17 protein-coding genes are annotated in these 21,307 nt (G+C 71.1%); 12 read left to right on the forward strand and 5 right to left on the reverse strand.

Annotated elements, in window-relative coordinates:
• The 4 genes from VF557_20080 to VF557_20095 all read left to right on the forward strand — a co-directional run.
• Window positions 1-774: prepilin peptidase (locus VF557_20080; protein HEX8082518.1), on the forward strand; the 774-nt coding region annotated here is incomplete at its 5' end.
• Window positions 775-820: 46 nt separating this feature from the next.
• Window positions 821-1,903: a type IV pilus assembly protein PilM gene (gene pilM, locus VF557_20085; GenBank protein ID HEX8082519.1), complete on the forward strand. Its 1,083-nt coding sequence runs from the start codon at window positions 821-823 to the stop codon at window positions 1,901-1,903.
• Window positions 1,900-2,595, forward strand: coding sequence for a hypothetical protein (locus VF557_20090; protein HEX8082520.1), 696 nt, complete (start codon window positions 1,900-1,902; stop codon window positions 2,593-2,595). The genes pilM and VF557_20090 overlap by 4 nt, the downstream gene beginning before the upstream one ends.
• Window positions 2,595-3,299 (forward strand): hypothetical protein, encoded by a 705-nt coding sequence (locus VF557_20095; protein ID HEX8082521.1) that lies wholly within the window; start codon window positions 2,595-2,597, stop codon window positions 3,297-3,299. Before VF557_20090 ends, VF557_20095 begins: the two co-directional genes overlap by 1 nt.
• A 228-nt stretch (window positions 3,300-3,527) precedes the next feature.
• On the opposite strand, the gene VF557_20100 is transcribed toward VF557_20095, so the two are convergent.
• Window positions 3,528-8,534: an ExeM/NucH family extracellular endonuclease gene (locus tag VF557_20100; GenBank protein HEX8082522.1), complete on the reverse strand. Its 5,007-nt coding sequence runs from the start codon at window positions 8,532-8,534 to the stop codon at window positions 3,528-3,530.
• Window positions 8,535-8,881: 347 nt separating this feature from the next.
• Between VF557_20100 and VF557_20105 the strand changes: the two genes are divergently transcribed.
• The 4 genes from VF557_20105 (at window position 8,882) to VF557_20120 (ending at window position 14,274) form a co-directional block, all read left to right on the forward strand.
• Entirely contained in the window at window positions 8,882-9,418 is a 537-nt protein-coding gene (locus VF557_20105) for a VOC family protein (protein ID HEX8082523.1), read from the forward strand.
• Between the two features lie 109 nt (window positions 9,419-9,527).
• Window positions 9,528-12,716: an FtsX-like permease family protein gene (locus VF557_20110; GenBank protein HEX8082524.1), complete on the forward strand. Its 3,189-nt coding sequence runs from the start codon at window positions 9,528-9,530 to the stop codon at window positions 12,714-12,716.
• Window positions 12,713-13,585, forward strand: coding sequence for an ATP-binding cassette domain-containing protein (locus VF557_20115; protein HEX8082525.1), 873 nt, complete (start codon window positions 12,713-12,715; stop codon window positions 13,583-13,585). Before VF557_20110 ends, VF557_20115 begins: the two co-directional genes overlap by 4 nt.
• Entirely contained in the window at window positions 13,582-14,274 is a 693-nt protein-coding gene (locus VF557_20120; protein ID HEX8082526.1) for an ATP-binding cassette domain-containing protein, read from the forward strand. The genes VF557_20115 and VF557_20120 overlap by 4 nt, the downstream gene beginning before the upstream one ends.
• 49 nt (window positions 14,275-14,323) lie before the next feature.
• On the opposite strand, the gene VF557_20125 is transcribed toward VF557_20120, so the two are convergent.
• Window positions 14,324-15,211, reverse strand: coding sequence for an alpha/beta hydrolase (locus tag VF557_20125; protein ID HEX8082527.1), 888 nt, complete (start codon window positions 15,209-15,211; stop codon window positions 14,324-14,326).
• A gap of 108 nt (window positions 15,212-15,319) precedes the next feature.
• Between VF557_20125 and VF557_20130 the strand changes: the two genes are divergently transcribed.
• Genes VF557_20130 through VF557_20140 form a run of 3 tightly spaced genes read left to right on the forward strand, consistent with a single transcriptional unit; the run spans window position 15,320 to window position 16,979 of the window.
• The gene (locus VF557_20130) at window positions 15,320-16,051 is read left to right on the forward strand and encodes a hypothetical protein (GenBank protein ID HEX8082528.1); all 732 of its coding nucleotides are present in this window, start codon (window positions 15,320-15,322) and stop codon (window positions 16,049-16,051) included.
• Window positions 16,048-16,593, forward strand: a complete 546-nt coding sequence (locus VF557_20135; GenBank protein HEX8082529.1) for an AAA family ATPase — start codon at window positions 16,048-16,050, stop codon at window positions 16,591-16,593. The genes VF557_20130 and VF557_20135 overlap by 4 nt, the downstream gene beginning before the upstream one ends.
• Entirely contained in the window at window positions 16,590-16,979 is a 390-nt protein-coding gene (locus VF557_20140; protein ID HEX8082530.1) for a RidA family protein, read from the forward strand. The genes VF557_20135 and VF557_20140 overlap by 4 nt, the downstream gene beginning before the upstream one ends.
• 62 nt (window positions 16,980-17,041) lie before the next feature.
• On the opposite strand, the gene VF557_20145 is transcribed toward VF557_20140, so the two are convergent.
• Together VF557_20145 and VF557_20150 are read right to left on the reverse strand one after the other, a co-directional pair.
• On the reverse strand, window positions 17,042-18,139 hold the full coding sequence (locus VF557_20145) for a spore photoproduct lyase family protein (GenBank protein HEX8082531.1): 1,098 nt from the start codon (window positions 18,137-18,139) through the stop codon (window positions 17,042-17,044).
• A gap of 86 nt (window positions 18,140-18,225) precedes the next feature.
• Window positions 18,226-19,290: a beta-eliminating lyase-related protein gene (locus tag VF557_20150; GenBank protein HEX8082532.1), complete on the reverse strand. Its 1,065-nt coding sequence runs from the start codon at window positions 19,288-19,290 to the stop codon at window positions 18,226-18,228.
• 44 nt (window positions 19,291-19,334) lie between these two features.
• Between VF557_20150 and VF557_20155 the strand changes: the two genes are divergently transcribed.
• Window positions 19,335-20,048: a class I SAM-dependent methyltransferase gene (locus VF557_20155; GenBank protein ID HEX8082533.1), complete on the forward strand. Its 714-nt coding sequence runs from the start codon at window positions 19,335-19,337 to the stop codon at window positions 20,046-20,048.
• Here VF557_20155 and serS read toward each other — a convergent pair.
• Complete coding sequence (serS, locus tag VF557_20160; protein HEX8082534.1) at window positions 20,041-21,279, reverse strand: serine--tRNA ligase; 1,239 nt, start codon at window positions 21,277-21,279, stop codon at window positions 20,041-20,043. The two genes, VF557_20155 and serS, sit on opposite strands and share 8 nt — an antisense overlap.
• Window positions 21,280-21,307: the final 28 nt, after the last annotated feature.

Consider the following 21,307-nt stretch of genomic DNA (forward strand, 5'->3'; position numbering starts at 1 on the left):
GTCGTGGTGGCGGTGTTCGGCCTGGCGATCGGGTCATTTCTCAACGTCGTGATCTACCGGGTGCCCAACGGCCAATCGCTGATCATGCCGGCCTCGCACTGCCCGCGCTGCGACACCCCGATTCGCAACCGGCACAATGTGCCGGTCCTGGGCTGGCTGGCGCTACGAGGCCGCTGCGCCGACTGCGCGGCGCCGATCAGCGTCCGGTACCCGCTCGTCGAGGCGGCCACCGGGGTGGCGTTCGTGCTGGTGACCTGGCGGTTGCACTCCCTGGACCGGCTGCCCGGACTGCCGGCCTGGCTCTACTTCACCTCGATCGCGATAGCGCTGGCGGCCATCGACCTCGACTGTCACCGGCTGCCCAACGCCATCGTGCTTCCGTCCTACCCGGTGCTGGCGCTGTTGCTGGCCGGGCCGGCGCTGTGGCAGCAGGACTACCCGGCGCTGCTGCGGACGGCGATCGGGGCCGCGGCACTGTTCGGCGGCTACTTCGCGCTGGCGCTGGCCTATCCCAAGGGGATGGGCTTCGGCGACGTCAAGCTGGCCGGGCTGATCGGCGGCATGCTCGGCTGGCTGAGCTATTCGGCTTTGCTGGTAGGGGCATTCGCTGCCTTCGTGCTGGGCGGGGTGGCTGGCATCGCGGTGATCGCGAGCAGGCGTGGCACCGGAAAGACGCCGTTGCCGTTCGGCCCCTTCATGCTCGCGGCGGCGGCGCTGGCGCTGTGGCTGGCCCAGCCGATCCTCGACAGCTACCTCGACCTCACCGGGCTCTGAACCAGCCCGCTCTCTCACCCCGCGCTGCCATTCTCCAGGAGAAGCGATGAAACACCGCCAGATCTGCAACCCCAAAATCGGAATCGTCAATCCGGACGGTCACGCCATCGGCGTCGACATCGGCGCCACCTCGGTGCGCGCGGCGATCCTGTCGCACGGCACCACCGACGGCCGGCCCTCGGTCAGCGTGCACGGCTGCGGCCATGTCGAGCTGCCGCCCGGCGCCGTTCTCAACGGGGTGGTCTGCGATCAGAACGCGGTGACCGCCGCGCTGAAGCAGCTGTGGTCGAAGAACCACTTCGAATGCAAGAACGTGATCCTCGGCATCACCAACCAGCAGACCGTGGTCCGCGACCTCCCGATGCCCGAGCTCCCCCACGACCAGCTGGTCAAGGCGCTGCCCTACCAGGCCCGCGAGGTGGTGCCGTTGCCCCTGGACCAGGCGCTGATCGACTGGCTGCCACTCGGCAACGCCGACCCGGCCACCGGCATGGTGCCCGGCCTGCTGATCGCCACCCCGCGCTCGCCGGTGCTCGCCGCCGTGCAGGCGATCGAGAACGCCGGGCTGCAGGTCGCCCGGGTCGACCTGTCCTCCTTCGCCGCGCTGCGCGCCATCGCCGATGAGCACCACGGCGTCGAGGCGGTCATCGACATCGGCGCCCACATGACCGACATCATCATCCACAACAACGGGGTGCCCAAGGTGGTTCGCGCGGTCGCCCGTGGCGGCCAGGAGCTCACCGACCGGCTCGTCGACCGGGTCGGCCTGGACCTGATGCAGGCCGAGGCCGCCAAGCGGCTGCAGGGCCTGCACGCCACCAACCGCACCTTCATCGACGCGCTGAACGAGGGAATCCGGCCGCTGCTGGCCGAGATCCGCGGCTCCATCCACTACTTCGGGACGACCCAGACCAGCGCGCCGGTCGAGCGGCTCTCGCTCACCGGCGGCGGAGCGGCACTGCCCGGCCTGGCCGAGCTGATCGGCGATCACCTGTCGATACCAGCCAACGTGATCGCACCCATGCAGCACGTGCGCAACCGGTTGGCATCGAAAGAACTTCAGAACGAGGACGCGGAGCTGTCAGCCACCGCGGTGTCGGTAGGACTGGCGATGGGAGCAGCGGCATGACCACCATGCAGCCACGTGAACTGTGGAGCACGATGCCGGGTTGGGGCATCGTCGCCAACCTCATTCCGCCCGAGGTGTTGCAGGCTCGGCGGGTCAAGGCCGTCCGCAAGCTGGTGGCCTACCTGCTGTGCGTGCTGGTGCTGCTCGCCGGCATCGGGTACGGCTTCGCCTTCTACCAAAGCCAGCAGGCTGCCGAGACGCTGGCTGCCGAGCAGAGCCGGACGTCGCAGTTGCTGATCCAGCAGAAGCGCTACGCCGATGTCACGCTGCTGCAGACAAGCGTGGCGGGCGTGCGCACCGAGCTGTCCCAGCTGCTCAGCAGCGACGTCGACGCGTCGGCGCTGATCACCTCGGTCCTCAAGCAACTTCCGGCCGGCGCCACCGTGAGCCAGCTGGCGGTGACCATGTCGCCTCCGGCGGGCCAGCAGGCCAAGGTCAACCCGGCTTCGGGCACCGGCTCCCTGGACACCTCCGGACGCGCACACATCGGCCTGATGACCGTCACCGGCCAGGCGTTGCGGGTCTCGGACGTGTCCACGCTGGTGGACCGGCTGGGCGCCCTGCCCGGCTTCATCGACCCGTATCCGACGGCCAACACGACGAACGACAAAGGCACCCTGTTCACGGTCCAGTTCACGATCGATGACCGGCTGTTCTCCCACCGCTACGACGTCAAAACCGGAGGCAAGTGATGAGCGGCGCCAAGGGCGATCGGCTGTGGATGGCAGGTGGTGGGGTCGCCGGAGTGGTGATCGCGGCGCTGGCCTGGTTCATGGTGGTCAGCCCGGAGCTGTCCAACGCTTCCTCGCTGGACGAGCAGACCATCGCGGCCCAGACCCAGAACATCAGCCTGCAGTCCAAGATCCACCGCTTGCAGGCTGACAACGCCAACATGGACGCCCTGGTCAACTCCCTGCGGCAGGCGCGGACCGCCCTTCCGGTGAACAGCAGCCTGGCCGAGTTCACCCGCCAGCTGACCGGCTACGCAAGCCAGCACGGGGTGAGCATCAGCGGGATCACCGCGGGTGAGCCGATGGCACTGACATCGGCGGTGCCCGCGGCTGGAGCCGCGGCTGCCGCTCCGGCGGCGCCGGTGGCTGGATCGGCGGCTGTTCCACTGACGGGTGTCAGCACCGCCTCGGCGGCCGGCCGGACCTACGCCCTGCCGCTCACCGTGGTCGTCAAGGGATCGGCGGCCAATGACCTGAACTTCCTGGCGGCCCTGCAGGGTCCCGGCAAGCGGGCCGCGCTGGTCACCGGAACGCAGCTGACCGGCGACACCGTCAAGCGGGGCGCTGTCATGCAGCTGACCGTTCAACTGCAGCTCTTCGTCACCCCGCAGTCGTCGAGCCCGGTGGACGAGCTGCTGCGGCGGCTGTCCGAGACCCCCAAGTAGCGCTGGGGCACCTCAGTAGCGCTAGGGCACCCAGTAGCGCTGGGCACCCGAGTAACGCTGGACCGCCCAAGTAGCGCTGGGCACCTGAGAAGCGCGGGGACACCCGGCAGGCAGACCACACACAGAAGGGCTCGGCGAGGATGCGCCCTCGCCGAGCCCTTCTTGCTGTGGAGCCGGTCTCGCTATGGAGCCCGTCTTGCTATGGAGCCGGTCTTGCCGGGGGTGGAGCTACGCCACGTTCACCGTGAGCGTCGGGCTGGTCGAGCCCAGGTGGTTGGCGGTGTCGGTCGGAGTGAACACCGCCCGCACCTGCACCCGCTCCTTCGGAGCCGGAACGGTGACCGTGGCGCGGCCGTCCGCTCCGACCTGCGCCTGTGCGACGACCACACCCTTGAGGTAGAAGGCAACGGTGCCGACGGCCGGCTTGCCGGTGTTCAGCGAGACGGTGGCCGTCATCTGGATCTCGTACTTGCCCTTGCTCTTCAGCACCTTCGCGGTGAGGCCGGTCGTGGAGACCGCCTTGTTCACCGTGAACTGCAGGGCCTGCGACGTCGAGCCGGTCACCGTTGCCGCCGACGGCACGAACGTGGCGGTGAACTGGTAGGTCCCCGCCGCGGCCGTGGCCGACAGCTGGTGGCTGGCCTGACCCGAGCTCACCGCAACGGTGGCCAGCACCGTGCCGTCAGCGGCCTCGAAGCGCACCGAGCCGCTGGGCTCCGCGCCGTCGCTCTGGGCAACGGTCGCCGTGAGCGTGGCCGGGGTGCTGGTGCCGTAGGTCTGGGACGTGGCCGAAGCGGTCAGCGTGGTCGTGGTGCTCACCAGCTGAGCGACCGTGATCGGCACCGTGGTGGTGGTGCCGGTCTGCGCTCCCTTGACCGTCAGGTTCTGCTGCCCGGCCGGCACGCCGGCGGGAAGGGTGAAGCTGACGGACGCGGTCCCGTACTCGTCGGTCACCGTCGTGCCGATCGCGTTGTTCACCGCGAACGATCCCAGGGCGGTGTCGCCCAGGCTCACGTCCACCGCGGTGTCCTTGCGGTCGGCCGGGGTGCTGTAGGCCAGCGACGACAGGTCGAAGTTGACCTGGTCACCCGGGTAGTAGGACGCCGGGGCGCCGGCCGGGAACATCACACCTACGGAGCGCTGGGTGTAGTCCGGCGAGACCGGGGTGTGGGTGTCCATGTAGTCGACCATGGCCTGCAGGTCGGTCTGCCCGGTGTCCTTCTTGTTGGCGCCCTGTGCGAACACCCCGAAGTTGTCACCACCGGCCGCGAGGAACGAGTTGACCGTGACGGAGTAGCTGGCCGCCGGGTCGATCGCGGTGCCGTTGAGCCACATGGCGGTGATCCGGCTGCCGGCCGCCGCCCGCGGGTCGTAGGTGTAGGTGAAGCCCTCGGAGATGCCGAGCCGCAGGAACGGCCGGGCTGAGCCCGCCGGCTGCCACTGCTGCTCGAGCGCCGTCTTGAGTTGCGCACCCGTCAGCTTCAGGTTGACCAGCGTGTTCGCGAACGGCTGGACGTTGGCCGCCTGCCGGTAGGTCAGCGTGTTCGGGTAGGTCGAGCTGCTGCCGACCATGTCCGCCCGCAGGCCGCCCGGGTTCATGAAGGCGATCTGGGCAGCGCCGGTGTTCGCGCCCTCGGTGGCAGTCTGCTGCACCTCGGCGACCAGGTTGCCCAGGGTGGACTCGCCGCCCCGGTTCTCCGCGCCCGTGGAGAGCTTGGCGCGGTTGAACGGACCCGTGAGCTCGCCCAGCGGCTCGGCGCCGCGGACGGCGGCGTCAGCCACTGCCTTGTCAACGATGGCCTTGGTCGGAGCGTCGGTCGGGTAGGCCGGCGTCTTCACCAGCGGCAGGATGTTCTGCTGCAGCCCGGTGACGTCACCGCTCTCGGAGTCCACCGTGAACAGCAGCTGGTTGAGGTTGTAGCCGTACTGACCGGCCGAGACCACCGGACGGGTGGTCACCGCGCGACCCTCGTTGACCCAGCCGGGAACCGTGACCGAGTGGTTGTAGGCCAGGTGGGTGTGACCGGACACGATCGCGTCGACGTTGTCGTTCACGCCGGTGACGATCTTGCCGAAGTCGGTGGCCGGGTTGGTGGCCGAGGACAGCGCGGTGGTCTCGGCGCCCTCGTGGACCAGCAGCACCACGATCTCGGCGCCGGCGGCCTTGAGCTCGTTGGCGTGCCGGTTGGCAGCGACCACCGGGGACTCGATCTCCAGGCCGGCGATGCCGTCCGGCGAGACCAGCTCGCTGAGGTGGTCGGTGACCGCGCCGACGAAGCCGACCTGAACACCGTCGAAGTCCTGGATCCAGGTCTCGGGCAGTGCCGCCGAGTGGTCGTCGGCGTGCCGCACGTTGGCGCCCAGGTACTCCCATGCGGCGCCGCCGTAGGGGTTGGTCTCGGCGTTGTACGGAGCCATCACCCGGTTGATCAGGTCGTCATAGCCCTGGTCGAACTCGTGGTTGCCCACCGCCGAGACCTCGAGGCCCGCCTCGTTCAGCGCGTCGATCGTCGGCTTGTCCTGGGCGATGAAGGACTCGAAGGTGGACGCGCCGATCAGATCACCGGCAGCGGCGAACACCGTGTCGGGGTACTGGGTCCGCAACTGCTTGACCGCACCGGCCAGCACAGCTGCCCCGGCCTCGATGCCCGAGGCCTGGATGCGGCCGTGGAAGTCGTTGATGCCGAGCACCTGCACGGTCTTGGCGGGCGAGCTCGCGGTCAGCCCCACGACCACCGGGTCGTGGTCAGAGGAACGGTAGGCGTCCGGGACGTGGAAGTCGGTGCCGTGGTAGTTCCAGCGGCTGTACTCCAGCGCCAGCGACTCACCGGAGTTGATGTTCCAGACATCGGCGCCGGTGGTGCGCTTCAACGCGTCGGCGTTGACCAGGACGTGGTCCAGCGAGCCGGCCAGCCCCGAGAAGGAGTAGGAGTACTCGCCGTGGCCGAAGTGCTGCTCGACGTTGGTGTAACCGGCCGCGCTCAGGACGTCGAGCGGGTCTTCCTTGGCGTAGGCGTTGAAGTCACCGGCCAGCATCACGGCCTTGGTGCCGGTGGCCGGCAGCACGGTCGGGATCCAGTCACGCAGCGCGGTGGCCTGGCGGACCCGCGACTCGTTGGAGGCGCCCTGCCCGTCGCCGGTGTCGGCGTCACCCGGCCACGGACCGGCCGAGCCCTTGGACTTGAAGTGGTTGACGACGAACAGGAACTTGCCGCCGCCGGCCACCGGGGAGAAGACCTGGGCCACCGGCTCGCGGGCGTTGTCGAACGCCTCGCCGGCGGAGCTGGCGGTGCCCAGGGCGCGCGCGTCGCCGACCCGGGTCACAGCTGCCGGCTTGTAGATGATGGCGTTGGTGATGAAGTCCATCTCGGCCACCGGCGGCAGCTCCGCCGAGGACGGGTTGGCTGCCCAGGTGCCGGCGCCGGCGTCGGCGTTCAGCGCGGCCACCAGGGTGTTGGTCGCCTCGTCGGGAGTCTCGCCCAGGCGGGCTGAGTTCTCGATCTCCATCAGGCCGACCACGTCGGCGTCCAGGGCGTTGATGGCCTTGACGATCTTGACCTGCTGGCGGGCGAGGTCTTCGGAATCCCAGGCGCCGCGCTGGTCACAGCCGCCGTTGACAGTGGCGCCGTTGCCGTCGCGGTCCTTGAACGAGGTGCACGAGGCGTCGTCGGTGCCGAGGGTGGTGAAGTAGTTCAGCACGTTGAACGAGGCGATCTTGAGGTCGGCGTTGCCGATCAGGGCCTCGTCGGGCGCGGCGGTGCGGGTGTTGGCGAAGCTGGCCGGGGAGTTCGCGTTGGCCGGGCCGGTGACGGTGGTGGTGGGCTGGAACTTCCATGCGCTGTTGCGCCAGTCGACGATCACGTCGCTGGTGAAGGTGGCGGGCGCGCCCACCCGGACCGGAGCGGACTGCGAGACGTAGGGCGGGGTCAGCGCGCCGTTGACGAGCACTCCGCCGCTGGTGGCCAGGAAGTTGGTGGTGGAGCCGTCGTCCAGGGTGACGCGGCGAGCGGCGTTGTCGGCCTCGACGGCGCTGGCGGCTGCCGGGCCGGGCTCTTCGACCTCGGTCCGCTGCATCAGCGGCTTGGTGCCCGAGGCCAGGCCGACCTCACCGAACTGGTTGGTGGTGAAGGTGTTGGTGACGGTGTAGGCGCCGGTCGGGCGGTAGAGCATGCCCTCGAGCGACTCGCGCGCGGCGTTGGTGGTGGGCCAGCCCGAGGTGGTGGCGGCGGTCACGCCCGCGGGCGGGTCGGCCAGGTCCACCACGTCAGCGGCGGCGACGGTCAGCTGGGTCATCCCGAAGAACTCGGTGACCCCGCCGGTGACCTGGACGTAGTTGCCGATCTCGATGGCCGCGGGGAAGGCGCCGGTGGACTGGAAGACGAAGATGCCGTCCGAGGTGGTGTCGGTGGCCGGGTCGACCGGTCCGCCGGTGCCGGGGGTCTGGATGTAGTAGCCCCGGAACCCGCCGGTCGGGTAGGCCGCGGTGACGATGCCCTTGGTGGTGACGGTGCTGCCCGCCAGCGGCGACTCGGCTCCCGGGCCCTGGATCTCGGCGATGGTCTTCTCGACCGTCGGGTCCGGCGGCGGGGTGACGGTGGTGCAGGCGGTGCCGCAGGCAACCGGGCTCGGCGCGCCGGCGGCGAAGTCCGCGGCGTTGTTCGCGGTGTTGTCGTGGGCGGCGTTGCGCGAGACGGCGTTGGTGTTGCTCGGCGCGGGCGTGGGGCCGGTGCCGGCGAAGTCGTTGGCGGTGGTTCCGTAGCCGACGAAGTCGACGACGGCGGCGCTGCCGTCGCAGTCGGCGCCGCAGGTCAGCGCCCCGGTGGTGTTGACGAGGGCGACCTTGCCGGCCGTGCCACCCATCGCGATGGTGCCGGTGACGTCGGAGGGCACGTCGGTGGTGCCGCCGGCGCCCTGGGCCTCGCGCACCACGTAGTGGCTGCCGGCCGGCAACGTGCCGGTCAGCGGCGTGGTCGCCCATGAGGTGCCGGTGGCCGAGGCGTACTGGACCGACCAGCCGGCCAGGCTCACCGCCGCGTTGCTCTTGTTGTAAAGCTCGATGAAGTCCTGCTTGTAGGTCGCGCCGGCGTTGCCGCCGCCGCCGTACACCTCGTTGATGACAACGGGTGCGCCAGGGCTGACTCCGGCCCAGGCCGAGGTCGGCACTGCCATCCAGGCGCCGGCCACCAGGGCCGTGCTGGTGAGTCCACTGATCAAAGCTTTACCGCGTGCGCGCATGCACTATCTCCGTGTCAGGACAAGGGAGGACGGCAGACACAAAGATGGCTGCCGGTAAATTTCGGATACAGGAACGGTAAACGACGGGCGAGGCTTCGTATACCCCTGGAACCCGCAAGAAACCCGCAAGTTTTTGAGAAAAGCTGAGCGCTCAGCGCGGTGTTTAGGGGTTTTTACCGATGTATAGCGCTAGTTGATAACGCAGAGTCAGCATTGTGTTAGCTCAGTGTGATAACAGCTCCTTATGAATTGCCTCACAAATAGCCGCCGTATGATGCCGAAGGAATAGTTGAATGCTCAACATCGCTGTGTAGAGCATCATTGACACCACCGATCAGGAGGCCGCCATGTCCGTTTTCAGGTTGAACCACGCCGTGCTCTACGTCCGCGATGTCGCTGCCAGCGTGGCGTTCTACCGCGACGTGTTCGGCTTCGACTACATCCCCAACGGCGAGACGATCCCCGGCGCGGCCTTCCTGCGGGCGCCCGGCTCGTCCAATGACCACGACCTCGGCCTGTTCCAGCTCGGCGACCAGGCCGGCGCCTCGGCCGCCGGGCGCGCCACCGTCGGGCTGTACCACCTGGCCTGGGAGGTCGACACCCTCGGTGACTTGGAGGAGCTCGCCGGCAAGCTGGCCGCCGTCGGCGCCCTGGGCGGCGCCTCGGACCACGGCACCACCAAGTCGCTCTACGGCCGTGACCCCGACGGCCTGGAGTTCGAGGTCGTCTGGCTGATCCCGGCCGACCTGCTGACCTCCGACGACCGGGCCCGAGCGGCCTCGATCCGGCCGCTGGACCTGCAGGCCGAGATCGCCCGGTTCGGCCGGGACGCCCGGGGCGGCTTCGGCGTCTCCCGCGCCGCTGTCGGCGCCGCGGCGCGCTAGCACCTCGGCGATCCCGCCCGGCCCTCCTCGCCGCCCCCATCACCGGTTGGCATCAGTCGGATAACTACCCGGCCGGACCGGTCACCAGCACGCTGGCCGAGGGTGTCTTATGACATCGCGAGGCAGGCCGGCGAGAGGGCGGGCCGGCGAGGAAGGCGAGCCAATCAGCAGCTTCGGGATCAGCCGACTGGCCCTGCTCCTGCGCGCCCTGTGGTGGCGCCGGGGCCTGTCGGCGGCGACCCTGCTGGTGGCCGCCATCACCATCGGCGCCGGCTCCCTGGGCCCGCTCTACGCCCGGGCCGCCGATGAGTCGACGCTGCGGGACCGGCTGACCGAGAACGCCAACGACGCCTCGCTGCACTTCACCTTCACCCGCGACATCCAGACCGACGCGGACCTGGCCGCGGCGGCCGCCCTCGGCCCGAAGCCGGGCAGCATCGAGGCCTATCCCCGGACGCTGGTGTCGGCGAAGCTGCTGGGGCGTGCCTCGACCTTGGCCCAGGTGGCCATCGGCGACGTGGGCCCCATCACCCAGCTGGTCTGGCGAGCTGACGCCTGCGCGCACCTGGCGCTCACCCGGGGGCGCTGCCCCACCAAGGCCGGCGAGGCGCTGGTCAGCGAACGCAGCCTGCAGGGCGACTACGGCTGGAAGGTCGGCACTCGGCTGAGGATGTCGAACCTGCCGCAGACCGTGTCCCCGAGCGGATTCAGCGGCGAGTCGGCCGAGCCGGGAACCACGGTCACCGTGGTGGGCGCCTACCGGCTGGGCAGCGCCACCGACCCGTTCTGGCAGGGCCGCAGCTACTTCAACGCCGGCCCCGGCGCGGGGGACAGCCCTGACCGCGTCGACGCCCTGTTCATCGACCGCGCCGAGCTGCCGACCCTGTACCCCGCCAGCGTGGAGATGCACGTCGATTACCCGATCGACGCCACCAAGGTCCGGCTGACCGACGTCCCGGCGCTGGAAGCTGATGTGGCCACGCTGAGGCAACTGCGCGCCGACCCCGGGGTCGGTGACAGCTTCAGCACCGAGATCCTGGCGGTGCTGGCCGCGGCCAAGGCCGAGCAGCGGCTGATCAACCTGTCCACCCTGCTGGTGTCCCTGCAACTGGCGGTGCTGGCCTGGCTGGTGCTGTTCCAGGTGATCGCCGACGCGGTCGAGGCCAAGGGCTCGGAGATCGCGCTGGCCAAGCTGCGCGGCCTGGGACCGGCGGCCACGCTCCGGTTCGGACTGGCCGAGCCGATGCTGCTGGTCGCGCTGGCCACCCCGCTGGGGCTGCTCGGCGGCTGGCTGGCGGTGCGGCTGTTCGCGGCCACCGAGCTGGTCCCCGACACCCCGGTCACCCTCACCTGGGCCACCGCGGTGGCAGTGGCGGCGTCACTGGCCGGCAGCCTGGTGGCCGCGGCCGCCGCCGGCCGCAAGACCCTGCGGCGGTCGGTGCTGGACCAGTGGCGCCGGACGCCGGGCCACCAGCCGAGCGCGCTGATGCTGGCGCTGGACATCGTGCTGGCCGCGGCCGCGGTGTTCGGGCTGGTGCTGCTGCGCCGCGCCGGTCAGGACGGCAGCCCGCGGCCGGTCACCCTGCTGGCGCCGGCGCTGCTGGTGTTCGCCGTGGCGCTGCTGGGCATCCGGCTGCTTCCGCTTGCGCTGCGCCCGCTGCTGCCGATGACCCGTGGCTCCAAGCGGATCGGGCTGTTCCTGGCGGCCAGGCAGGTGGTGCGCCGGCCCGCCGGGCTGCGGCTGGCCGCGCTGCTGGCGGTCGCCGTCGGCCTTGCCACCTTCGCGATCGCCGGCGAGGGGGTGGCCAGTGAGAACCGCGAGCTGCGGGCCCGGATCGAGGTCGGCGCCCACGCGCAAGCCCTGGTGCAGTACGAACCGCTGCACGATCCGGTCGCCGCCGCCCGCAAGGTCGACCCGGCCGGGCAGTGGGCGATGGCCACCGCGTCCTGGCTGCCGGCCGGCGGCGGCTCGGTCACCGGCCGGGTGCTGGCCGTGGACGCCAGCAGGCTGGCCGCGGTGACCTACTCGGGCGGCGGCACGCCGGAGCCCGCTGAAGCGACCAGGGCGCTGTTACCGGCCGACCTGCCCGCTCCGCTGCAGGTCCGGACGGACCGGCTGAGAGTGAGCGTCGAGGCCACCAAGCTCAGTGCCGGAAACCGGCCGATCGTGCTGCTCAACCTGCGCAAACCCGACCGGCGGGCCGTCTACACCCGGGCCGGCACGCTCGCGCCCGGCGCGCACCGCTACACCGCGGCGGTCGACTGCACCGGCGGCTGCACCCTGACCGGCATCACCTGGGACCGCCCGGTCAGCACCTTCGGAGAGTTGAGCGGCACGGTGCGGGTGAGCCAGCTGGAGTACTTCGCCGACGGCCGCTGGCAGCCGCTGGACAGCGGGCTCGACACCCCCGGCCGCTGGCGGTCCCAGACCAGCCGGTTGGGCAATGCCGAAGACAGCCTCAGCGTCGTCGACGGCGCCCTGCAGGACGTCTACAGCAGCCGCTCCGGCGGCTCGTCCGGCATCGAGCATGCCGACACCCCGCGGCCGTTGCCGGTGCTGGTCTCACCCCGTGGCCTGCCCGCGGAGGCGGTGAACAAGCCCGACCTGCGGATGACCGACCAGACCGGGGCCGCGGCGACCTTCCAGGTGGTGGGCACCCCGGCGGTGCTGCCCGCGGTGCTGGACGTGGGCCTGCTGGCCGACGTGACCGGGCTGCGCACCCAGCTGCCGTCCTTCGACAGCGAGGCCCGCTGGTCGATCTGGCTGGGGCCGGCCGCGCCGGCGGATGCGATCAGCCGGCTGCGCGCCGCCGGGCTGGTGGTGGAGGCCGGCGACACCCAGGCCGGCCGGCTCAGCGAACTGGCGCGGCAGGGCCCGGCGCTGGCGCTGCGGCTGCTGGTGGTCTGCGCCATCGCGGGCTCCATCCTGGCCGTCGGCGGCACCGCCATCGCGATCGCCTCGACCGGCCGGCGGCGCAGCTTCGAGCTGGCCTCGCTGCGCGCCGTCGGGATCCGCCGGCGAACCCTGCTCGGCGCCTGCATCACCGAGCAGTTGCTGCTGCTGGGGGCGGCCCTGCTGCTGGGCGTGCCGGCCGGCTACCTGGCCGCCCGCTGGACGATGCCCTCGATCCCCGAGTTCGCCGACCGGACCCCGGTGGCGTTGAGCTACCAGCCGGCCCTGACCGGCGTCCTGCTGTTCGCGCTGATCTTCTTGCTGTTGCTGGGGATCACCGCGGTGCTGGCCGGCCGCGCGCTGCTGCACGCCGCCGCGCCGGCCCGGCTGCGGGAGGCCGAATGAGCGCCCGGGTGCTGCAGACCGGCCTGGCCATCTACTGCGAGCACCTGAGCCACTACTACGAGCTGGACGGCTACGAGGTCACCGCCCTGGACAACGTCGAGTTCAGCGTGGCCGCCGGCGAGTCGGTGGCGCTGCTCGGGCCGTCCGGCTCGGGGAAGTCGACCCTGCTGAGCCTGCTGGCCGGGCTGCTGCGGCCCACCTCCGGCCAGATCTACCTGGGCGCCGACGACATCACCGTGATGAGCGAGCCGGAGTTGCTGCGGCTGCGCGGGCAGCGGATCGGCGTGGTGGTGCAGAACCCGTCGCGCAACCTGCTGCCCTACGGCACCGCCGAGCAGAACATCAGCTTCGCCCAGCGCGCCCTGCGCGGTTACCGGCGGGTCGACCTGCTGTCCCCCGCCGAGTTGCTGGCCGGGCTGGGACTGGCCGAGCTGAGCGGGCAGCGGGTGTCGCGGATGTCCGGTGGCGAGCAGCAGCGGCTGTCGGTCGCGGTGGCGATGGCAGGTTCGCCCGGGCTGCTGCTGGCCGACGAGCCGACCTCGCAGCTGGACACCGCCAACCGGGACAAGGTCGGTGACCTGCTCACCCGGATCACCGGGAGCTTCGGAACCACCGTCGTGGTGGTGACGCACGACCCGGCGGTGGCGGCCGCGCTGGGGCGCAGCGTCACCATCACCGAGGGCCGGGCCGATGACCGCGACCAGCAGCGCGAGCAGTTCGTCCACGTCGAGGCCGACGGCGCGGTGCGGCTGCCACCGGACGTGCTGGCCAGCCTGCCGCCCGGTTCCCGGCTGCGGGTGGTGCGCAAGCACGGCGGCGTGGAGTTCGTGGTGACCACCGAGCCCGAGCGTCCCGGGGGTCACCGATGACCGCCCGGCACTCGACGCCGCAGCACCCCAACGGTGAGCTTCCGCCGACCCTGGTCGCGGACCGGGTGGGTTACCGGCGGGGTGGGCGGGCGGTGCTGGAGGACGTCTCGGTCAGCGCCTACCCCTACCAGGTGCTGGCGATCACCGGGCCGTCCGGCAGCGGCAAGTCGAGCCTGCTGGCGTTGCTCGCCGGGCTGGAACCCCCTGACAGCGGAACGGTGTCCAGGACCGGCGCGCAGGTCGAGGGGACGGTGCCCGAGGGGTATGGCCTGGTGCTGCAGGGCTATGGCCTGGTCAGCGTGCTCAGCGCCGCCGAGAACGTCGAGATCGTGCTGCAGGGCTCGGACTCGGACGGCTTGGACCGCAACGAGATCCTGGACCGCGCCGAGGACGCGCTGGCCGTGCTCGGCCTGGATGAGGTCGCCGACCACCTGGTGGAGCAGCTGTCCGGCGGCCAGCAGCAGCGGGTCGCGATCGCCCGGGCGCTGGTGATCGAGCCGGCGGTGCTGCTGGCCGACGAGCTCACCGCCGAGCTGGATCACGACTCCAGGCAGCGGGTGCTGGATCGGGTTTTCGCTTTGGCCGCCAGTGGATCGACCGTGGTGATCTGCACCCATGACCCCGAGGTGGCGGCCCGCTGCCACCGCCAGATCGAGCTCACCAACGGCCGGCTCACCAGTAGCCGGTAGCGGTGCGGACTGGCCCGGCGGGGGCAGCCGGCCCGATCAGCCGGCCCGGTCAGCGGGGCCAGCCGGCCCGGTGCCGCAACTCGGCCAGCAGGTCAGGGAGCTGGCTGAGCATCGACAGGTGGCCCTCGGTGGCGAACAGGTGCGCCTGCGCGCCCGGCACCTCGGCGGCCAGCCACTGGCCGTGCTCGAACGGCACCATCCGGTCCTGCCGGCCCTGCCAGACGTCGACCGGCACGGTGATCTGCCCGAGGTCGAATCCCCAGTCCTTGACGAAGGCAAGGTCATCGTCGCGCCAGCCCGCGATCCCGTTGAGCACCGCCCGGCGCAGCGCCGCCGCCATCTCCTCGGCGAACTCACCGGTCAGCGCTGCCCGATCCACCGAGGACAGCAGCCCGGCCATCGCCTCGATGACGCCCGTCCCGGTCACTGTCGTCAGTTCGGCCGCGAACGTCTCGAGCAGCGGGCTCAGCTCGGCGGTTCCGACGATGGCGGCGCCGAACTCGGCCACGTTGTCCTCGCCCATGCCGACGAAGAAGTCGATGCCGTGCGCCGGATACGGCGCCACCCCGGCCAGCACCGCCACCGCCCGGCACCGCTCGGGCAGCCGGGCGCCGGCCGCCAGCGCGTGCGGGCCGCCGCCGGACCAGCCCAGCGTTGTAAACTCCTCGGCGCCGACGGCGTCCAGCACCGCCTCGATGTCGGCGACGGCGTCTGCCACGCTGCGTCCCGGACGGGGCGTGGACTGCCCGTAACCGGGCCGGGAGTAGCTGACGGTGCGCAGCCCCAGCTTCGCGGCGGGCTCGACGACGCAGCTGAAGAGCACCGCGGAATTCGGGGTGCCCGGCTGGAACAGCAGCACCGGAGCGTCCGGCGGGCCGCTGACCAGGTATTCCAGCGTCGCGCCGCCGGCGGTGGTCACTGTCTGGAAGATCGCCACCTCTCGATCCTAGGACGGCGCCCGGCTGGGCCGACGTGGCAGCCCGGAGGCCGCCGGTCCGGCTCAGCGGGTGCGGCTCGCCGACCGCGGGCGATAGCGTCCTGTGCCATGGATCCCGTGCTGGTGCTGCTGCCGAGCCCGTTGTTGCCCGCGCTGGTGTGGCATCCGGTCGCGCGGCGGTTGGCCTCGGCCGGCTGGTCGGTGGCTGAGGTTGCTAACGCCGATGCGCTTGAGAGCCAGCCCAGCGCCTCCAGCCAGCCCAGCACCTCCAGCCAGCCATGCACCGCCGAGCAGGTGCGTGCCCGGTTCCTGGACGCCATTCCCACCGATCGGGACGCGATCCTGATCCCGCACAGCAACGCCGGCCTGTACGTGCCCGGCCTGGTCGCCGAGCGCCGGGTTGCGGGCTACGTGTTCGTCGACGCCGGCCTGCCGCCGGCCGCCGGGCAGGTTCGGCTCGCTCCGGAAGAGTTCGCCGATTTCCTGGCGGCCAAGGCCGATCGGGACGGGATGCTGCCGCCGTGGACCCGGTGGTGGGATGAGGATCTCTCCGGCCTCTTCCCCAGCGACGAGGTGCGGGAGCGGGTGGAGCGCGGGCAGCCGAGCATGCCGCTGTCCTACTTCGCCGGGTCGCTGGCGGTGCCGCCGGGCTGGGATGACCGGCCGGGCGCCTACCTGGGCTTCGGATCGACCTACGCGGCGGAGCGGGCGGCGGCTGCGGCCCGCGGCTGGCCGACGGCGGTGCTCGACGGGCAGCACCTGCACCAGCTCGTCGACCCGGACCGGGTCGCGGCCGAGATCCAGGCGTTGCTGGCGCAGTGGCCGGCGTTGACGCCGTGACCGGGTTGATTGTGGTGGCCGGACCGCCGGGCGCCGGCAAGTCGACGGTGGCGGCCCTGCTGGCCGACAGCTTCAGCACCAGCGCGCTGGTGGCCGGCGACGCGTTTTTCGCCTTCATCCGGCAGGGTTATGTGATGCCCTGGCTGGACGAGGCGGCCCAGCAGAACGACGTGATCCTCGCGGCCGCGGCCGCCGCCACCGGGCGGCTGGTCAGCGGCGGCTATCCGGTGGTCTATGACGGGGTGATCGGCACCTGGTCCCTGCCGGCGTTCCTGGCCGCGACCGGGCTCAGCGAGCTGCACTACGCCGTGCTGCTGCCCTCGGCGCGATGCTGCGTGGCCAGGGTCGGAAGCCGCGTCGGGCACGGGTTCGCCGACCTTGCCGCGACCCGGGACGTGCACCGGATGTTCGCCGAGGCCAAGATCCCGGCGAGGCACCTTTTCACCGAAGACAGCGACGATCCCGCCACCACTGCGGCGCGGATCCGAGCCCGGGTTGCCGATGGCTCGCTGGTGCACCGGCTGGAAGACTGCGGCCCATGAGCGAGCGTCAGCTGGTGTCCTCAGGGGCGACATGGGAGTCGGCGGTCGGCTACTCGCGGGCCGTCCGGGTCGGTTCCTGGGTGTCGGTGGCCGGCACCACGGCGGCCCTGCCAGGTGGCGGCGCCGTCGGCGGTGACGACCTCGCCGAGCAGGCCCGCGAGGCGATCCGCCGGATCTCGGCAGCGCTGGAGCAGGTCGGCGCGAGCCTGGAGCACGTGGTGCGCACCCGGATGTTCGTCACCGACATCAGCCGCTGGGAAGAGGTCGGCCGCGCCCACGGCGAGTTCTTCGGCGACATCCGCCCGGCCGCGTCGATGCTCGAGGTGCGTGCCCTCATCGCGCCCGAGCTGCTGGTCGAGATCGAAGCGGACGCGGTACTCGGCTAGCAGGCTGGTCGGCTAGCAGGCTGATCGGCTAGCAGGCTGATCGGGCCTGCAGGGCGGATCGGCTAGAAGGCGTAGCGGATTCGCAGCCAGGGCGCATCGGCGGCCACCAGGTCCCGCAACTGCTGTACCGCGTCGGCCTTGATGTTGTTGCGGTAACGGACGTTCCAGCCACCGCTCTGGGAGCGCTTGGCCTGCTGCAGCTCGGGCCGCCACAGCACGTCCTCGGCCTTGGGGTGCCAGCCCAGGTTGACCTCGTGCAGCTGCCGGTTATGGGTCATCAGGATCACCTCGGCCGCGGCCTGGGCTTTGAACGCCTCGCCCGCGCCGTCGCCGATCTGGCGCAGCAGCTCGGCCCAGTCCGCCAGCCAGCCGTCGCGCAGCACCACCGGCGAGAAGTTCAGGTGCACCTCGTAGCCGGCCGCGACGAAGTCGTCGATGGCGGCGATCCGGTCCGCGATCGGGCTGGTGCGGATGTCCAGCAGCCGCGAATCCGCTTCGGGCATCAGGGAGAACCGGATCCGGGTGCGCCGCCGCGGGTCGAGCTCGAGCAGGTCGCGGTTGACGTACTTGGTGGCGAACGATGCCTTGGCGCCCGGCTGGTCGCGGAAGGCGGCAATGAGGTCGGCGACGTTGTCGCTGACCAGCGCGTCGACGGAGCAGTCGCTGTTCTCGCCGATGTCGTACACCCAGGCGGCCGGGTCGCACTGGTTCGGTTCGGCCTTCGGGCCCTGCCGGGCGATGTGCCTGCCCAGGTAGCCGATGATCTTGTCGATATTGGTGAACACCGTGATGGGATTGGCGTAACCCTTGCGTCGCGGCACGTAGCAGTAGGCGCACGCCATCGCGCAGCCGTTGGCCAGCGACGGGGCGATCCAGTCGGCGGACCGGCCGTTCGGACGGGCCGCCAGCGACTTCTTGACGCCGATCACCAGATCTTCGGTCTTGACCCGGACCCACCGGTCGACATTGCCGGCGTTGCCGTGCAACTCCTCGATGTTCCAGTGCGAGTCGACCTCGATGACCTCAGCGGCCGGAAACCGGTCGAGGACCTGCCGGCCCCGGGGGCTGGCCAGCGCCTCGGGCTCGGCCCAGATGCGCCGAACCTGCAACAGTTGCCGGGTGGCGTCGGGGGCGGTGGCGTCAGGAGCTACAGCGGTCATGCTCCCTTTCTACCGGCCGGCACTGACAACGCGGCCGGCCGCTGGTTGCTGAATGTCCTGTTATTTCCGGGCGAAACGGCTCCGCATCAGGTGACCAGCGCGGCAAGGGTGTCGGCAATCACAGCAGGCTCCAACCGGCAGGTGGCCCGCCCGACGCTCAGCTCGCAGCGCACCACCTTCGGGTCACCGGTCGGGTACGGCTTAGCCCACGTCCAGATGCCGTCCTGCTCGGCCAGCCGCTGGGCGTTGGCGCTGAACCGCTCGGCCTCCACCTCGAACAGCAGGTGCATCATCGGGGTCTGCGGCGGGTCGGGCACCACCCGGACGCCCGCCACTGCGGCCAGCGCGGCGGCGATCGCCTTGGCGTGCCGCAACCGGGCCGGCATCTCGGCCAGCCGTTCTCCCAGCAGCGCCAGCGCCGACGCGGCAGCCGGCCACAAGCCGAACAGGGTGCCGCCCAGCCGCTGGCGCCACTCCCGAACCTGGGCGACGTCAGCCTCCGAGCCCGCCACGCAGCAGCCCGGCAACGCCCCGATCCCCTTGTAGAACGAGACATACACCGTGTCGAACAGCGCCGCGATCTGAGCCGGCTCGCGGTCATAGCCGGCCGAGGCCTCCCACAGCCGGGCCCCGTCCAGGTGCACCGCGACGCCTCGCTCACGGGCCCAGTCCAGCTGCGCGCCGAGGTCGGCCCAGTCCGGCAACTGGCCGCCGAGGTTACGCTGCGGCAGCTCCAGCAGCACCGCCGCGACCGGCTCGGCCACCGCCTCGAGGTCTGCCAGCGTGATCAACCGGTCCAGCTGGCCGACCGGGCGGCCGGTCAGCTGGTGCAGCCGGGAATGGGCCTGGCCCTCGTTGTTCTCCAGGTGGCAGGCGGGGTGCCAAAGCACGGTGCGGCTGCCTCGCCGGTCGGCATGCACCCGCAGCGTCGCGCCCTGGGCCATCGTGCCGCTGGGCAGGAATACCGCGGCCGGCTTGCCGAGCAGGGCGGCCAGGTACTGCTCGAGCTCGGTGACGACGCCGCCGTCGCCGTAGACGTCGGGCTCGGAGTCCGGGCTGATGGTGGCCAGCAGCGCCGCCGGCGGCACCAGCCCGTCGCCGTTGACAAATCGCGTACACGCCGCCCGCCGCGCCCTGGTCTGGTCATCCACCAGGCCATTCTTGCCTGCCCGGCGAAGTCGGTAGCCTCCAGGCCATGACCGAGACCGGTGGAACCCTGCCCGGTGAACCGTCGCCCACCCGGTGGACCGAACTTGCCGGCCAGGCGCCCGGCCCCGACTACGCCGCCCGGTTCGCCCGGCTGGCCGCGACCGGGCAGGACATGCACGGCGAGGCTTCCTTCTGCGCCGGGCTGGTTCGGATGCCGGCCCGGGTGCTCGACGCCGGCTGCGGCACCGGGCGGGTCGCGATCAGGCTGGCCGAGCTCGGCTACCGGGTGGTCGGCGTCGATGTGGACTCCTCGATGCTGGCCGAGGCCCGCCGGGCCGCGCCGGACCTGCGCTGGCTGAGCGCCGACCTAGCCGCGCTGCCCGGTCCGGACCGGCTCCTCGAACCAGCCGACCTCGAACCAGCCGACCTCGAACCGGCCAGCCGTGAATCAGCCACCGCCGAGGCCGGCTTCGACCTGGTGGTGGCGGCCGGCAACGTCATCCCGCTGCTGGCCCCGGGCACCTTGAGCGAGACCGTCCGGCGGCTGGCCGCGGTGCTGGGGCCCGGCGGGCTGCTGGTCGCCGGTTTCGGCCTGGACTCCGCGCACCTGCCGGCCGGCTGCCCGGTGACGCCGGCCGCGGACTACCTGGCGGCCTGCGCCGGGGCCGGGCTGGCCGAGGTGGCCCGGCACGGTGGCTGGGACGGCGCCGCTGAGTCCGACGGCTACCTGGTCAGCGTGCACTCCAAGCCGGTCAGCTGACCGGGCGCAGCACCTCGCGCCCGCCCAGGTAGGGCCGCAGCGCCTCGGGCACGGTGACCGAGCCGTCGGGCAGCTGGTTGTTCTCCAACATCGCGGCGATGTGCCGGTCACAGAACCCGGTGGCCGAGATGGTGTACGGGTGCACCATCTTGCCGTCGATCCGGGCCCGGATGCCGGCCCGCCGGGTCTGGTAGTCGGTCAGGTTGGTGTTGGAGGTCAGCTCGCGGTACTGGCCGGTCGAGGGGAACCACGCCTCGACGTCGTACTTGAAGAAGCCGGGGGCGGCCACGTCGCCGGAGCTGCAGATGATCGTCTGGCTGGGCACGTTCAACGCGTCGATGAAGGCGACCTCGTTGCTCAGCATCTGCAGGTGCAGCGCCTCGACCTCGTCCGGCGCGCAGTAGAGGAACTGCTCCAGCTTGTAGAACTGGTGCACCCGCAGCATGCCCCGGACGTCGCGGCCATGGCTGCCGGCCTCGGTGCGAAAGCACATCGAGTCGCCCAGGTACTTGACCGGCAATTCCGGCAGCACCTCGTCGGCGTGCATGCCCAGCAGCGCCTGCTCCGACGTGCCGGTCAGGGACAGCTCGGAGTCGCTGACGCTGAAGTTGTCGGACTGGGAGAACGGCAGGTATCCCGAAGCGTAGAAGGAGAATCGCTTGGCCAGCACCGGTGGTGACACCAGCTCGAAGCCCTGGCCCTCCACCATGTCCAGGAACAGCTGCAACATCGCCAGCCGCAGCCGGACCCCGTCGCCCTTCAGGTTGTAGAACCGGGAGCCGGACAGCTTCGCGGCCCGCTCGGTGTCCAGGATGCCCAGTCCCAGGGCGATCTCGTCGTGCGGCTTGTACGGTCCGCCCTCGACCGGCGGATTGGCCGCCCGGATCACGGTGTTGGCCGACTCGTCGCCGGCCGGCACCCGATCATCGAGGTAGTTGGGCAGCCAGGACGCCTTGCTGGTCAGCTCCTCACGGGCCTGCCGCAGCCGGGTCTCGAGTTCGGTCTGCTGGTCGCGCAGCGTCCGGGCCTCCGCGCGCAGCGCCTCGTCCCTGGCCGCCCGCTTGGTCAGCTCCTTGCTCTGCACCCGCAACTGCTCGTACTCCTGGGTCAGCTGGGTGACCGCCTGCTGGGCCTTCAGAACGCCGTCGACGTCGACCGACTCGGCTCCGCGCTTGGCCAGCGAGCGGCGGTAGGAGTCGGGGTCAGCGGCCAGCTTCTTCAGGTCGATCATCGCGGCGGTCAGCTCCTTGCGATCGCGG

Source organism: Jatrophihabitans sp. (assembly GCA_036389035.1).
Classification (GTDB): Bacteria; Actinomycetota; Actinomycetes; order Mycobacteriales; family Jatrophihabitantaceae; genus Jatrophihabitans_A.

What these genes read in the sequence shown, in the direction of transcription:
- serS (HEX8082534.1), bottom strand. Translation starts at nt 21,279, where the DNA reads ATGATCGACCTGAAGAAGCTGGCCGCTGACCCCGACTCCTACCGCCGC.
- VF557_20145 (HEX8082531.1), bottom strand. Translation starts at nt 18,139, where the DNA reads ATGACCGCTGTAGCTCCTGACGCCACCGCCCCCGACGCCACCCGGCAA.
- VF557_20115 (HEX8082525.1), top strand. Translation starts at nt 12,713, where the DNA reads ATGAGCGCCCGGGTGCTGCAGACCGGCCTGGCCATCTACTGCGAGCAC.
- VF557_20155 (HEX8082533.1), top strand. Translation starts at nt 19,335, where the DNA reads ATGACCGAGACCGGTGGAACCCTGCCCGGTGAACCGTCGCCCACCCGG.
- VF557_20095 (HEX8082521.1), top strand. Translation starts at nt 2,595, where the DNA reads ATGAGCGGCGCCAAGGGCGATCGGCTGTGGATGGCAGGTGGTGGGGTC.
- VF557_20110 (HEX8082524.1), top strand. Translation starts at nt 9,528, where the DNA reads ATGACATCGCGAGGCAGGCCGGCGAGAGGGCGGGCCGGCGAGGAAGGC.
- VF557_20130 (HEX8082528.1), top strand. Translation starts at nt 15,320, where the DNA reads ATGGATCCCGTGCTGGTGCTGCTGCCGAGCCCGTTGTTGCCCGCGCTG.
- VF557_20140 (HEX8082530.1), top strand. Translation starts at nt 16,590, where the DNA reads ATGAGCGAGCGTCAGCTGGTGTCCTCAGGGGCGACATGGGAGTCGGCG.
- VF557_20090 (HEX8082520.1), top strand. Translation starts at nt 1,900, where the DNA reads ATGACCACCATGCAGCCACGTGAACTGTGGAGCACGATGCCGGGTTGG.
- pilM (HEX8082519.1), top strand. Translation starts at nt 821, where the DNA reads ATGAAACACCGCCAGATCTGCAACCCCAAAATCGGAATCGTCAATCCG.
- VF557_20105 (HEX8082523.1), top strand. Translation starts at nt 8,882, where the DNA reads ATGTCCGTTTTCAGGTTGAACCACGCCGTGCTCTACGTCCGCGATGTC.
- VF557_20100 (HEX8082522.1), bottom strand. Translation starts at nt 8,534, where the DNA reads ATGCGCGCACGCGGTAAAGCTTTGATCAGTGGACTCACCAGCACGGCC.
- VF557_20120 (HEX8082526.1), top strand. Translation starts at nt 13,582, where the DNA reads ATGACCGCCCGGCACTCGACGCCGCAGCACCCCAACGGTGAGCTTCCG.